12 protein-coding genes are annotated in these 13,670 nt (G+C 41.8%); 5 read left to right on the top strand and 7 right to left on the bottom strand.

Annotated elements, in window-relative coordinates; all coding sequences use genetic code 11:
- Window positions 1-7: 7 nt before the first annotated feature.
- Together COR50_RS22485 and COR50_RS16265 are read left to right on the top strand one after the other, a co-directional pair.
- A complete protein-coding gene (locus COR50_RS22485; protein WP_198405674.1) occupies window positions 8-172 on the top strand; it encodes a hypothetical protein in 165 nt (54 codons plus the stop codon).
- Window positions 173-305: 133 nt separating this feature from the next.
- The gene (locus COR50_RS16265) at window positions 306-2,003 is read left to right on the top strand and encodes a sodium:solute symporter (protein ID WP_098194965.1); all 1,698 of its coding nucleotides are present in this window, start codon (window positions 306-308) and stop codon (window positions 2,001-2,003) included.
- A gap of 43 nt (window positions 2,004-2,046) precedes the next feature.
- On the opposite strand, the gene COR50_RS16260 is transcribed toward COR50_RS16265, so the two are convergent.
- The 5 genes from COR50_RS16260 to COR50_RS16240 all read right to left on the bottom strand — a co-directional run bounded on the left by COR50_RS16260 (window position 2,047) and on the right by COR50_RS16240 (window position 5,563).
- Window positions 2,047-2,895, bottom strand: a complete 849-nt coding sequence (locus COR50_RS16260; protein WP_098194964.1) for a DUF2911 domain-containing protein — start codon at window positions 2,893-2,895, stop codon at window positions 2,047-2,049.
- A gap of 120 nt (window positions 2,896-3,015) precedes the next feature.
- Window positions 3,016-3,675 carry a response regulator transcription factor gene (locus tag COR50_RS16255; protein WP_098194963.1) on the bottom strand — a complete coding sequence of 220 codons (660 nt, stop codon included), beginning with the start codon at window positions 3,673-3,675 and terminating at the stop codon, window positions 3,016-3,018.
- 13 nt (window positions 3,676-3,688) lie between these two features.
- Window positions 3,689-4,483, bottom strand: a complete 795-nt coding sequence (locus tag COR50_RS16250; protein ID WP_098194962.1) for a sensor histidine kinase — start codon at window positions 4,481-4,483, stop codon at window positions 3,689-3,691.
- Window positions 4,480-5,130: a hypothetical protein gene (locus COR50_RS16245; RefSeq protein WP_098194961.1), complete on the bottom strand. Its 651-nt coding sequence runs from the start codon at window positions 5,128-5,130 to the stop codon at window positions 4,480-4,482. Before COR50_RS16245 ends, COR50_RS16250 begins: the two co-directional genes overlap by 4 nt.
- A gap of 34 nt (window positions 5,131-5,164) precedes the next feature.
- Window positions 5,165-5,563 carry a hypothetical protein gene (locus COR50_RS16240; RefSeq protein WP_098194960.1) on the bottom strand — a complete coding sequence of 133 codons (399 nt, stop codon included), beginning with the start codon at window positions 5,561-5,563 and terminating at the stop codon, window positions 5,165-5,167.
- 609 nt (window positions 5,564-6,172) lie between these two features.
- Here COR50_RS16240 and COR50_RS16235 point away from each other — a divergent pair.
- The gene (locus COR50_RS16235; RefSeq protein WP_098194959.1) at window positions 6,173-7,078 is read left to right on the top strand and encodes a hypothetical protein; all 906 of its coding nucleotides are present in this window, start codon (window positions 6,173-6,175) and stop codon (window positions 7,076-7,078) included.
- A gap of 147 nt (window positions 7,079-7,225) precedes the next feature.
- Here COR50_RS16235 and COR50_RS16230 read toward each other — a convergent pair whose 3' ends face one another.
- The gene (locus COR50_RS16230) at window positions 7,226-8,167 is read right to left on the bottom strand and encodes a site-specific tyrosine recombinase (RefSeq protein ID WP_098194958.1); all 942 of its coding nucleotides are present in this window, start codon (window positions 8,165-8,167) and stop codon (window positions 7,226-7,228) included.
- 279 nt (window positions 8,168-8,446) lie between these two features.
- Between COR50_RS16230 and COR50_RS16225 the strand changes: the two genes are divergently transcribed.
- A complete protein-coding gene (locus COR50_RS16225; protein WP_098194957.1) occupies window positions 8,447-11,911 on the top strand; it encodes a pyruvate carboxylase in 3,465 nt (1,154 codons plus the stop codon).
- Window positions 11,912-11,987: 76 nt separating this feature from the next.
- On the opposite strand, the gene COR50_RS16220 is transcribed toward COR50_RS16225, so the two are convergent.
- On the bottom strand, window positions 11,988-12,404 hold the full coding sequence (locus COR50_RS16220; protein WP_098194956.1) for a nucleoside-diphosphate kinase: 417 nt from the start codon (window positions 12,402-12,404) through the stop codon (window positions 11,988-11,990).
- Window positions 12,405-12,658: 254 nt separating this feature from the next.
- Here COR50_RS16220 and COR50_RS16215 point away from each other — a divergent pair, with 254 nt between their 5' ends.
- Window positions 12,659-13,666, top strand: coding sequence for a DHH family phosphoesterase (locus tag COR50_RS16215; RefSeq protein ID WP_098194955.1), 1,008 nt, complete (start codon window positions 12,659-12,661; stop codon window positions 13,664-13,666).
- The last annotated feature ends 4 nt before the right edge of the window (window positions 13,667-13,670 follow it).

Here is a 13,670-nt window from a genome sequence, read left to right as displayed (position 1 = left end):
AATTAATATGGGAAAGAAAGAACCAGATAGGTCAAGACTGAATATCGCCGGGATCGTATGCGTGGTCATCGGGATTTTAGCGGGATTTGCCATTAAGCGGATCCATATAGGTTTAATGATTGGCCTGGCTTTAGGTTTGCTGAGCGGTGGATTATTATCTAAACGAAATTAGTTATTAATATGCCTGGATCAGATCAAGAGGAAAAACCGCCGTTATTCCCTAGTTGGAATTACTGGTACATTTTAGTGATCGCATGGTTAGCCATGTTGATTATACTTTTTTATGCTTTCACCAAAACATTTTCATGAGTTCTTTAGATTGGATCGTACTTTCATTTACCTTAATAGCTATCATCGTTTACGGCATTTGGAAAAGTAGAGACCAACGGGATATAGATAGTTACTTCCTAGGAAATAAATCGATGCCCTGGTTTATCGTGTTGCTTTCGATTATTGGCACGCAGGCCAGCGCAATAACCTTCCTTTCGGCGCCAGGGCAAGCATATACTGATGGTATGCGCTTTGTTCAGTACTATTTTGGATTGCCTTTGGCAATGGTAATCCTTTGTGTCACTTTTGTGCCGATATACCATAAGCTGAAAGTATATACCGCTTACGAATTCTTAGAATCCAGGTTCGATGTTAAAACCCGGACTTTAACCTCCGTATTATTCATGTTATCCCGCGGCCTCTCCACGGGAATCAGTATCTGTGCACCATCGATCATACTCTCAAGCCTATTAGGTTGGAGTATATTTTGGACGAACATCGGCATGGGAGGACTGTTGATTATATATACCGTGATGGGTGGAACGAAAGCAGTTTCTTATACGCAAACTTTGCAACTGGTGATCGTTTTTACCGGGATGTTCTTAGCCGGTTGGATGGTGGTCCATTTATTACCGGCGGATGTTTCGTTTACCGATGCTTTGCATGTTTCCGGTAAGATGGATAAGTTGAACGTAATTGTGACGGACTTTAAATGGAAGGATAAGTATAATATTTGGAGCGGCTTGATCGGCGGTTTCTTCCTGGCATTCTCATACTTCGGAACAGACCAATCGCAAGTGGGGCGGTACCTGACAGCCAAATCTGTTAAAGAGAGCAGGTTAGGACTATTAATGAACGGTTTGGTGAAAGTACCGATGCAATTCCTAATATTAATGCTAGGTGCCTTGGTGTTCGTGTTTTATTTATACTTCCGGGCGCCGATTTATTTTAATGAAGCGCAGTTGGTAAAGTCGTATGAAAGCGCGGAAGGTCCTAAGATCAAAGCCTTGGAAGCTCAATATAATGAATTATCAACTACCAAACAGGTGCAGGTTAAAGCTTTGGCTGCCGCGATCAAAACGGGAAGCGATGCAGAAATAAACCGGGCGAAATCAGCTTTGCAACAAACGGATAAGGCCTCCCAAGTAATCCGCAAGGAAGCCCTGGACGCTATCAAGGCTTCCACTCCGGGAACAGATACGGATGATACGAATTATATTTTCCTACATTTTGTTATTCATAACTTGCCAAAGGGCTTGGTCGGCCTGTTGATTGCCATCATTTTCTTAGCTGCTTGGGGTAGTATTGCCGCGGCATTGAATTCTTTATCATCAACAACGGTCATCGATATATACAAAAGATTGATCAAACCGGATGGAAGCGATCGGCATTATTTGAGAGTTTCAAAGATGTGGACGCTAATATGGGGGATATTCTGTATAGCGGTGGCACAGTTTGCGAGTGGTTTAGGCAGCTTGATCGAAGCCGTAAACGTATTAGGATCCTGGTTTTACGGAACGATACTAGGCATTTTCCTGATGGCTTTTTATGCGAAAAGAACGAAGGGAACGGCAATTTTCTGGGCCGCTTTGGTGGCGGAAATCGTAGTGATCGTAGTATTTATGATGGACGTTATTTCTTTCCTATGGTTGAATGTATTGGGATGTTTATTGGTGATAGTTTTGGGTGTAATCATACAAATGGTAATGAACCGTGGCTTGTTAAAAAAATAGGGAGAAAGCATACCTTCTCCCTATTTTTCGCATCGATAATAAATTATAACGCGGAGATCAATTTTTCATTTAACCTCACGTAATCTTCATTTTTCGCAGTCTTAGCCAATGCGATAGATTGTTCCGCGGCAGCTTTTGCAGCGGCTTTATCACCTTTCTTAGCAAGTATTTTTGCTTTCAGATGCACTTTCCAGAACGTGGCATCTTGTTTAATGGCATCATCAACGTACTTCAACGCATCATCTAGGTTCAAGTTATTCTCGAAGTAGAAATTAGCGGCTTGCCAATACGGACGTTTCTTGAAATCAGGATTTTTCATTCCCTCTTCAATTTGCGCCATGATTTTATCATTGATATCGGCTGTAATTTCGAAAGACACCATGGTTTCTTCCCAGATGATCATCATGTCCATGGAGCTGGGACGGATGTTTTCGAAGTTGATTAAGAATGTTTCAACCGGGAAAGGCATCTGTGTTGCCTGCACGGTAAACCTGGCCACATCGTCAGATTCCTTGTAGCCGTCTTTACCCCAGTTCTTAATACCCTTGTTGAAGATAACCGTCCATTCGCTAGAGCCGGGGATAGTATAAAGGGCATATTCGCCGGCCGGGATAGCGATGCCGTTTACTTTAACATCTTCCCCGAATTTTACCTTGGTGGCAGCATTGGCGCCGGTGCGCCAGATTACGCCGTATGGCTCCTGTGCTCCGAAAATGCTCCTGCCTTTCACGGAAGGACGGGAGTATGTAACTTCCACGTTAGATAAAGCAAAATCTTGTTTAATTACCTGGAGTGGGCTCGGTGCGGGCATCTTCACGCCTTGAGCCAGGGCGTTAAAGCCCATGGCGGTGCATAACGCGGCGATTGCAAGGAATTTCACCTGTGTTTTCATACAGTGCTTGATTTTAGATAGATAAATATTTAATCGAGATTATTATGGAATTAAAATAAAGTTGCTACTTCAAAATTTTGGATAAATCTAAACCGGCTCATAGGGCTCTTCGAACGCAAGTTAATCAATTAAACCGTTACGGAAAGCATATACAACGATGCCGACAGAATTTTTAACATTCATTTTTTCCAACAACTTTTGCCTAATACCTTCGACCGTTCTCGGGCTTAAAAACAATTTTTCAGAGATTTCTTGCGTGGTATGTTCTTTACAGATTAACTGTAAAACTTCTTTCTCCCTCTCGCTAAATTCAATTTCATTTTTAAACGAAGTCTTAAGCAGCGGTTTCGTTTTATGTAATACTTTTTTTAATAAGGCCAGGTTTACATTTTCGTTAAAATAAAAACCCTTTTCATGAGTAGTGCAGATGGCATCGTAAATTTCTTCAGGTTCGCTGTTTTTCAATAGATATGCATTGGCACCATTCTCAATCAAATGTAAGATAAAATTATCATCCTCGTACATCGTCAAAATGATAACTTTTATTTCCGGGAATTGCTCCTTGGCTGATATCGTTGCCTGGATACCATCTATGTTCGGCATCTTTAAATCCATCAAGATCACGTCCGGTTGATCCTGCGTGAGCCTGGATAGGAGGTCGGCGCCATCCTCTGCCTCAAATATCACTTCTATATTTGTATAAGGAGAAAGTGTATCAATTACGCCTTTGCGAAATATTTTATGGTCATCAGCGATAGCAACTTTAATCTTTGTTCCCATTATCCAGGCAAATTTATTTTGTAGGTTGAAAATTAGGCACAGTTACCGTAGCGATCGTACCTTTTGGCGACTTCCTTACAAAGTTGATATTTCCCCCGATAATATTCAAACGGCTTTCTATATTTTTTAACCCGAGACTTCCTTGTTGCTGCCTTGAATTTTCGAAAGAGGCTACCAATAAACCGTTCCCGTCATCTTCAATTTTGATGATCAAGCCATTTGCCGAGGCGACATACTCGATACGTACGAGCTGTGCTTCGGCGTGCTTCATGATATTATTGATCAGTTCCTGTACAACCCTGTAAACATTTAATGCGACTTCCTTGTCGACCTGGTATTCGTTTCCAGCGCTCCCGTAGCTAATCTTGATGGACTTGTTTTTATTCATCAAGCTACAGAAGGAATCCAGTGCATGGTCCAGGCCGAGATTTTCAAGCGCTTGGGGATGCAGGCTTTGAGAGATGAACCGCAGGTGCTGGATTATAGTATCCGTAAACTCTTTCGTTTCTTTAATCCTATCCACTTGCGATGGCTGCGCATTTTGTTGCAAGTAATTAAGGTTCAGTTTTAATACGGATAACTGGGCGCCAACCTCATCATGCAAATCCTCGGAGATCCTTTTCCGTTCGCTTTCTTGTCCTTTCAAAGCGGAGCGTAAACGTTCTTTTTGAAGCAAGATATCCTTATCCTTCAATTCAAATTTATGCTTGATTACTTGCTTTTGCTGCAAGATTACCAGCGTTACAACAAAAATCCCCATCATGAACATAACGATTGTGCCGATGAAGAGTATTTCCACGAAACTCATGACTTCACGGGTTTAATTTTCCGCAGTCCAATATAAAAAAGAATTAGTTGTAAAATGCCAGAAGTATAATGAATAGGCGTGATAAATTGCTGGAATGCATGGATTTCTTCCTTCGGGGTACCTGTTTTTTGCATCAGGCTATATCCCATCGACATCAGGAAATAACAGCAGAGGTATAAAAATAAACCCGCGTTAAACCAGAAATTAGGCAGCGAATTGATATAAATTGCTTGCTCGATCAGTTTTTCGTCTTTTAAAAGTTGTAAGAAGAAAATAATACCGTAAAGGATTAACATGAATGTTCTAAAGCTTTCGAAGATGGAAAGGAAACCTTTGAAGTTGCTGATCTTCATATAATCGATAAGGAAGATAACTGCCCCGGCGAAGAAAATTAAAAGGATGAATTTTTTTACATGGGGATTCTTAATTACAGAATAGTAAAATATGGTAAGGGATAAAAATTGTAGAACCTGTAATATAGGCACGAACCACATGTTGTTTTGCCTCAGGACAATAGCAATAATATAGGATCCCAGGCCGAGTATTACACTAACTACCAGGTAATAAAAGATTGCTTTTTGAGCCCTGTTAAACAAGGTATAACTCGTAGCAAAGGGGATCAAAAGTAAACATTCGATCCCCAGCATTGCTAAAAAAATGTTGATTGTTAGATCACCCACTTTATTCTCCGGAGTTTAAAGGTCCATCAATTCCACACTGCACGGGGCAATATACGCCGCCATCCAATACATCATCATCCATATCTCCTTTACCAACAGCAACTTCCGTTTTAATCAGATCATTACCATTAGCATCAACAGCTACGATAACGAACCTTTTTTCGAATAAACCGTCCGGGTTTTCTTCTAAACCGTAATAAATCCTTAGCCCGACTGCATCCGGGTTACTTAAGAGATGACTAAGTTTGTTAGAGCCAAAGAAAGCTCCCAGTTGGTAGGTTTTTGCCTTTTGCGGATCTCTTTTAATCTCTTCTTGTTGCTGGGTACGGTAAGTTTGGGTGAACTTCGCTCCCTGCTCTAAAGGGATAAAGGTGCCTGCATCCTTGTTAAAATCTGACATGATGAAGTTTTTAGGAGTTTTTATAAATAATAGCGGGGTAAAATTATTATAAATTAATACTTTACAAAATATTGCCAAGTGAGAGCCGGGAATGTTCAATACCTATAAATATACTGAAAGCCAACACTGTATTGATACCCGATAATTCCCTGGATAAAAAATAACAATCTAATTTCAGTATAAGTACTGTAAAAAAGCGTAGTTATACTGGATGCCGCCGAAGTAAGGCTAATTGATGCCCATAATAATCCTAAATGGCATTTCAATGCACAGCAAAGCTGGGGTGGGTAGAAAAATGTTAAATGTAATGCTGATTTTCAATAGCAAGCGATAGTATGCGTAGAAATACCTGGTTCGTGCGTATAAATACGTATTCTTAAATATTAGTGTCTTAACGCTTGCCAGGTGCAGGAAAGTTGCCAATCTTTGTAATAACAAATTGTATAAAGGACAGTGGTAAAATTCTATAAATGAACTATACAATTTCTTGCATTACAATGGCCTTTCTACCATGTTTGTTCGTTAGTAAGAGAGATGTGCGGTTGTATCTTAATCCAATCAACTCCAGGTGGTGTTAACCCCCTTTTTTGAAAAACTAGCAACTAAACTATGAGTTACCATTTGATCGGGCATCTATCGGCCCTCGTCTGCGATGATTACGTTGAACCCCTACCCGGAGCAAAAATTAGTATTTTTTTACCGGGGAGTTTTTGTAGTGAATCCAGGAAAAAAGTAACCAAGTACACCACCCGCAACACGCATTTTTACCCCATAAAGGAAACCGATTTAGTTCATAATGAAGATTATTTGTTAGCCGAAACTACCGTTGGTGAAAATGGTCAGTTTTCGCTATGCTGGGAAGAATTACATCTATTCACGGAACCGCTGGAATTCACGCTTTCGTTGAAACAAATTCCTGGTATGTCTAAACCTGCTTCTAAAAGCATGCATTTTTATTTGGGAAGGTTTACGCCGCAATGGACAAGAAACAAGGGAAATTACCGGGGCGCTTTCGCTTACATCGTACCAGGAAAAAATTGGAGCCAGGTGCGTGCCGGTTTTCAAAACTGGATTATAACTGGCGCTATCAACTGGGAAGGAACCAGCCAGTTAGCTCCGGGTATCCGTATTGAAGCCTTCGATAAGCTGTCCGGTAAAATGATCAGTTGGGGTAGAACCGGTGATAATGGACGTTTCTGCTTGTATTATAATCCTGCCGATATACAATACCAGGGATTAAGAGCCATTGTTTCTAATAACAATATTTACCTTCCCGCGGGGCCATCCGTGTACTTTAAATGTTATGATGGAAACAGGCTGATATTATCCGAACACCCGGATATAGCCACGATGAGGGGTAGGAGAGATCTTAGTCCTTGCAGTAGGTTGAATATCACACTTGGCAACGATGCTAACACCTATAGCGATCGTTCAAGTACCCGGAATGTCAATTCTACCCAAAAAAAGAAAGTGCTCCGATATTATAAGGAAATGCATTTAAGCGTAAGTTATTGATCTGTAACTATATACATAGATTTTTTGAAATATTTTATTTGTCCTATAATCATTAATATGTTAAATACATAAGGTTTCCACAATCTCCTTCACATTTTAATTTTGATTAAATTTCACTTGAAGATATAAAGGTGAAAAAGGCAGTTTTTATAAGTTATGTATATAGCGGGGGTGGTATTCAGCTAGTGTTTGCCTTAAGTATTCGCTATCGAGGTGGGTATAAATCTCCGTAGTGGTAATACTTTCATGGCCAAGCATTTCCTGTACTGCACGGAGGTCTGCCCCGCCTTCCACGAGGTGTGTGGCGAAAGAATGCCGGAAGGTGTGGGGAGAGATCGTTTTCTTAATGCCGGCTTTCAATGCAAGTTCTTTAATCACGTAAAATATCATGACCCTGCTCAAGCCACTGCCGCGCCTGTTTAAAAAGACCAGATCATCGCATCCTGTTTGGATCTTCATATGGTCGCGGAATTTTTCACGGTACACATTAATATGATCTATAGCGGCCTGCCCTATAGGTACCAGTCTTTCCTTATTGCCTTTACCGGTTACCCTGATAAAGCCCGCTTTGAAAAATAGGTTAGATATCTTGAGGTCGGTCACTTCGCTTACCCGTAGCCCGCAACTGTACATCGTTTCTAGTATTGCTTTATTGCGGTATCCCTCGTATGAGTCCAGCCCCTGGTTTTTACCTTTCTTGCTATACCTTAATTCGATGGCATCTACCATCATCTCTATCTCCTTTATATTCAATACATCCGGTAGTTTCCGCGAAGTTTTGGGAGCTTCTAATAATTCTGTCGGGTCATATTTTATAACATCTTCTAATACTAGGAATTTAAAAAATCCCTTGATGCCCGAGATGATCCTTGATTGGGATGTGGCGCTCATCCCCAGATTCGCTACCCAATGGATGAAGGACTGTAAGTGGTGCAAGCCAATTTCCGAAGGACCGATTTTTAACTCGTGCGCTTCCAAGTACTGCACTAACTTCATTACATCCCCGAGATAAGCGCCCACGGAATTATCGGTCAATGATTTTTCTAGCTGGAGAAAACTTTTGTAACTGTTTAAATATGAATTCCACATAATGATGACTTACAAAATTAATTCAATTGGCATTCCCATACTTCATATTATCTAAAATATTCAAATTATATAATTGAATAATATTTCAAAATCATCTGCCTTATTTGAAAAAATATCGATTGCATAGAAATAATTAGATAATATTTATTGAAAAGTTCTAAAAATTAGATAAACCAATAGTAAAAGCTTTATTCTTTTATTACTTTTATATCGATTTGGAGTTATGAATCAAGTAATTTTGAACGTAACAATTTTAGATCTGTTTTTATTCAACCAATTATGTCGGACAACACATCGCTTAAAAAGATCCAGAAACTGTTAGTAGCAAACAGGGGAGAAATTGCTGTTAGAATTTTAAGGGCGGCCGCTGAATTGAGGATTCGTACCGTGGCAATTTTTACTTACGAAGACCGTTACTCCCTACATCGCTACAAGGCTGACGAGGCTTACCAGGTAGGGAAAGACGATGATCCTTTGAAACCTTATCTTGATATCGAAGGAATTATTCACCTGGCCAAGGAACAGGGCGTTGATGCTATCCACCCGGGTTATGGTTTCCTCAGTGAAAATGTTCAATTTGCGAAACGTTGCAAGGAGGAAGGTATTATTTTCATCGGGCCTAATGTTGAGGTGATGGCACAATTGGGAGATAAAGTGGCGGCTAAAACTTTGGCGCGTTCCGTAAATGTTCCCTTGATTGAAGATAGCCAAGCAAAATTAGAAAGTACCGAAATCGCCATTTCGGAGGCTAAACGGATCGGTTTCCCCGTGATTTTAAAAGCAGCATATGGCGGCGGCGGCCGTGGTATGCGCGTAGTACACGACGAGAAATCATTGGAAAAATCATTCAATGAAGCGCGGGGCGAAGCTGCGAAGGCTTTCGGTGATGATACCATTTTTATAGAGAAATTTATCGAGGAGCCCAAGCACATCGAAGTGCAGTTGATGGGTGATAATTACGGCAATATTTTACACCTCTACGAAAGGGATTGCTCCGTTCAAAGGCGCTTCCAAAAGGTGGTGGAAATTGCTCCTTCCCCGAATTTACCGCTGGAAACCCGGGAAGAAATTTATGGCTACGCTTTAGCTTTGGCCCATAAAGTAAATTATAATAACGTGGGTACCGTCGAGTTCTTGGTAGATCGCCATAACAAGGTGTATTTTATCGAGGTAAACCCCAGGATCCAGGTAGAACATACCGTTACCGAGGAAGTTACCGGTATCGATATCGTTCGCTCGCAAATATTAATCGCGGAAGGGCACCGGCTCTCCGATCCGGAAATTTTCCTGAAAAGCCAGGATGATGTGCGTTTGAACGGCTTCGCTATCCAGTGCCGGATTACCACGGAAGATCCGGAAAATGGCTTTAAACCCGATTACGGTACCGTTATCGCTTACAGGAATGCCGGTGGGTTCGGTATCCGCCTGGATGAAGGTAGCACCTATTCCGGTGTGAAGATTTCCCCTTTCTTCGATTCCATGCTGGTGAAAGTTACCGCTTGGGGCAGGACTTTATCCGGTGCTGCCGGCAGGTTACACCGGACCATGAGGGAGTTCCGTATCCGCGGTGTTAAAACCAATATCGGATTCCTTGAAAATGTTATCAGCCACGATATATTCCGCAAGGGAAATTGCACCGTGAGCTTTATTGATAAACACCCGGAGTTATTTAAACTTTCCCCGATCCGTGATCGCGCGACGAAAACTTTAATGTACATCGCTGATGTAACGGTAAATGGCCACCCTGACGTGAAGGCAAAAGATCCCTCTAAAAAATTCAGGGTTCCCAATGTGCCTACTTTCGATCTTATTCAAGAATTTCCCCGAGGAACGAAAGATATTTTAAATGAAATTGGCAGGGAAGAATTTTCCAAATGGTTGCGGGAAGAAAAACCGGTGTACTTCACCGATACCACTTTCAGGGACGCTCACCAGAGCTTGTTGGCAACCCGGGTGAGAACCAAGGATATCATGGCTGTAGCAGAAGGCTATGCTAAGAATAACCCGCAGATTTTCTCGATGGAGGTTTGGGGTGGCGCCACTTTCGATGTGTCGATGAGGTTCTTACATGAATGTCCTTGGAAGCGCTTGCAACAGATACGCAAGGCAATGCCAAACATCCTTTTGCAAATGTTATTCAGGGGATCGAACGGTGTTGGTTATTCCGCGTACCCGGAGAATTTATTGGCGAAGTTTATCGAGAAATCTGCCGAAAATGGAATCGACATCTTCCGCATTTTCGATTCGCTCAACTGGGTAGAAGCTATGACCCCTAGTATCAAGTTTGTCCGGGAAAACACTAATTCCTTGGCACAAGCGGCTATCAGTTATACCGGGGATGTGTTGCAAAAAGAAAATAATAAGTACAACCTACAATATTACACGGATCTAGCTAAGCGTCTCGAAGATGCAGGTGCACATATGCTCTGTATTAAAGATATGGCCGGCTTATTGAAACCGCAGGCCGCAACCGTTTTGGTGGAAGCGTTAAAAGATGCGGTGAAATTACCAATCGTGCTACATACGCATGATACGGCCTCCGTACAATCTGCTACTTACCTCAAGGCTATCGAAGCAGGTGTCAATGCCGTTGATTGCGCCATCGCTTCCTTGAGCGGGTTAACTTCCCAGCCTAACCTGAATTCTATGGCCGCCATCTTGGAAGGGCATGAAAGGAATAGCCGCTTGAATCTTGCTTCATTGAACCAATACAGTAATTATTGGGAAGATGTGCGCGAATATTATTACCCTTTTGAGTCTGATATGAAGTCCGGCACGGCGCAGGTGTATGAAAACGAAATACCGGGTGGGCAGTATAGTAACCTCCGCCAGCAGGCTGAATCTTTAGGTTTAGGAGATAAACTTGAAACCATTAAGCATAATTATGCCGTGGTAAACGACCTGTTCGGAGATATCGTTAAAGTAACGCCTAGCTCCAAGGTTGTGGGTGATATGGCCTTGTTTATGACGGCTAACAATCTTACCGCCGCAGATGTGTTGGATCCTTCAAAGAACCTGTCATTCCCATCTAGCGTACAAGGCTTTTTCAAAGGTGATTTGGGTGTACCTTACGGTGGTTTCCCCGGCGAATTGCAGAAAATTGTTTTGAAAGGAGAAAAGCCCTTGGAAGGAAAGCCAAACGAACATCTTCCACCGGTAGACTTTGACAGTGATTTTGCTGCTTTCCAAGGTAAATACCCTTCCGCTGAATTTTTGGATTATCTCAGCTACCACATGTTTCCGAAAGTGTTCGATGAATATTACCGTCATACACAGAAATTTGGAAACGTGGAAGCTATCCCGACGCCGGCTTTCTTTTACGGGTTAAAACTTGGAGAAGAGATATTGATCACGTTGAGCAAAGGGAAAACGATCATCGTGAAGCTCCTGTATATATTACCTGCGGATGAAAGCGGGATGAGAACGGTTGTTTTTGAATTGAACGGCTATGCACGCCGGATCCAGGTACGCGATACATCAGTTGCTAGCGTAGTCCCGGTACACAAAAAAGCCAGTGATCCTGAAAACGAGGTGGGCGCACCTTTGCAGGGTAAAATGTCTAAACTAATGGTAAAACAAGGAGATGCCGTTTCTGCAAATACACCTTTGTTTATCATAGAAGCGATGAAGATGGAGACAACCGTAACCGCTACACGCGATGGAAAAGTTGATAAGATTTACCTGGCAGAAGGTACCATGGTGCAGCAAGACGACCTAGTATTGGACTTGCAAAAAGCTAAATAAGAGTAAACAGTTTGTTTGTTATAGTAAATGAAAAAGCCGGGAATGATCCCGGCTTTTCAGTTAATTAACCCCGCGATTAGAATTTTTCTAAGCCGCTGAAGAAGAAATCACCTTCAATTTGAGCATTTTCGTCAGAATCTGAACCGTGGATCGCATTGCGGCCGATAGATTCAGCATACATTTTACGGATAGTACCTTCCTCAGCATTGGCAGGGTTGGTAGCGCCGATCAATTTGCGGAAATCTTCCACCGCGTTGTCTTTTTCCAAGATTGCCGCCACGATATGGCCACTGCTCATAAATTCTACTAATTCACCGTAGAAAGGACGTTCTTTGTGAACCGCGTAAAATTCACCGGCTTTCTGCCCGGAAAGACGGGTCATTTTCATGGCTACGATGCGGAATCCCGCTTCCGAAATCTTGTTCAAGATAGCCCCGATGTGACCGTTAGCCACTGCATCGGGCTTAATCATGGTAAAAGTTCTGTTACCCATATGAATTTGTATGTATTTGTTAAATTAATGCCTGAAACCTTGATTTGTAAGCTAGGGTTGTTTAAATTCGCCCTCTTTGCTATTCAATCTGCCAGTGAAAACTAATGGTTTCCAGGCCGCAAAAGTAATCAGAATTTGCTAAGTAGTAAAAAATTTTGAAAATCAGGTTCAAATAATGAACTTCGCGTTTCATTTTCATTGAGCACGGTTACGTATAATAACAGCTTGTAAAATATAACATTATAGTTTTTTTGATGAAGCCGATCGAGGATATTAAACCCTTACTGGAAAGCGAGCCTAAAAAAATCATCATCACCATGCACCAAAAACCGGATGCAGATGCGATGGGTTCTTCACTAGCTTGGTATCATTACCTGATTCAGAAAGGGCACCAGGTAACCGTTATTTCGCCTACCAATTTTCCCGATTTTTTGAAATGGATGCCCGGTGCTGAATATGTACTGGACTTTGAATCCATGAACGAAAAATCGATGGAGGCCTTAAAAGATGTAGATTTACTGTTTTGCCTGGACTTTAATAACCTGAGCCGTACCAAAAATATGGCTCCCGTGTTGGAAGCGCTCCCGGCAATCAAGATATTGATCGATCATCACCTGGAGCCACAGCCTAGCTTTGATTACGGTATCAGCGATACCACGGCAGCGGCCACCGCCCAGATGATTTACGAAATCATTTATAAATTAGGAGATGAGGATTTGATCAATGATGCCATGGCCCAATGCATTTACGCTGGAACGATGACCGATACCGGCTCATTCCGTTTCTCTGCAACTTCTGCCAGGGTACACCGGATGGTGGCTGATTTATTGGAAAGGGGCTTAAAACACGAAATAATTCACCAGGCGATTTACGATAATTTCTTAGAAAACCGCCTGCGTTTCCTCGGTCATAGCCTGCTCAACAGGATGGATGTATTTTATGAATATAATACCGCCATCATTGCGATCCCTTACACGGATCTGAAAAAGTTCGATTTGCAGACAGGGGATACGGAGGGGCTGGTGAATTTCCTTTTGTCCATACAAGGTATTAAATTAGCAGCCTTGATCATCGATAGAAATGTGGAAGTGAAGTTATCTTTCCGTTCTAAAGGTAATTTTGATGTTAATAAATTTGCCCGTAAATACTTTGAAGGTGGCGGTCATTTCAACGCGGCTGGAGGAAGAAGTTCCGATTCGCTGGAAATTACCGTTAACCGTTTTATCAAAGCAATGCGAGAAAATGAAGATGCTTTACAATAGAGAT

The organism is Chitinophaga caeni (genome assembly GCF_002557795.1).
In the GTDB taxonomy this organism is placed as follows: Bacteria; Bacteroidota; Bacteroidia; order Chitinophagales; family Chitinophagaceae; genus Chitinophaga; species Chitinophaga caeni.
The sequence above is the reverse complement of the archived record's forward strand: the minus strand, read 5'-3'. Positions and strand labels throughout refer to the sequence as shown.

Coding starts and splice junctions, on each gene's coding strand:
- COR50_RS16250 (WP_098194962.1), bottom strand. CDS start 4,483: ATGAGTTTCGTGGAAATACTCTTCATCGGCACAATCGTTATGTTCATG.
- COR50_RS16240 (WP_098194960.1), bottom strand. CDS start 5,563: ATGTCAGATTTTAACAAGGATGCAGGCACCTTTATCCCTTTAGAGCAG.
- COR50_RS22485 (WP_198405674.1), top strand. CDS start 8: ATGGGAAAGAAAGAACCAGATAGGTCAAGACTGAATATCGCCGGGATC.
- COR50_RS16225 (WP_098194957.1), top strand. CDS start 8,447: ATGTCGGACAACACATCGCTTAAAAAGATCCAGAAACTGTTAGTAGCA.
- COR50_RS16265 (WP_098194965.1), top strand. CDS start 306: ATGAGTTCTTTAGATTGGATCGTACTTTCATTTACCTTAATAGCTATC.
- COR50_RS16235 (WP_098194959.1), top strand. CDS start 6,173: ATGAGTTACCATTTGATCGGGCATCTATCGGCCCTCGTCTGCGATGAT.
- COR50_RS16260 (WP_098194964.1), bottom strand. CDS start 2,895: ATGAAAACACAGGTGAAATTCCTTGCAATCGCCGCGTTATGCACCGCC.
- COR50_RS16245 (WP_098194961.1), bottom strand. CDS start 5,130: ATGCTGGGGATCGAATGTTTACTTTTGATCCCCTTTGCTACGAGTTAT.
- COR50_RS16220 (WP_098194956.1), bottom strand. CDS start 12,404: ATGGGTAACAGAACTTTTACCATGATTAAGCCCGATGCAGTGGCTAAC.
- COR50_RS16215 (WP_098194955.1), top strand. CDS start 12,659: ATGAAGCCGATCGAGGATATTAAACCCTTACTGGAAAGCGAGCCTAAA.
- COR50_RS16230 (WP_098194958.1), bottom strand. CDS start 8,167: ATGTGGAATTCATATTTAAACAGTTACAAAAGTTTTCTCCAGCTAGAA.
- COR50_RS16255 (WP_098194963.1), bottom strand. CDS start 3,675: ATGGGAACAAAGATTAAAGTTGCTATCGCTGATGACCATAAAATATTT.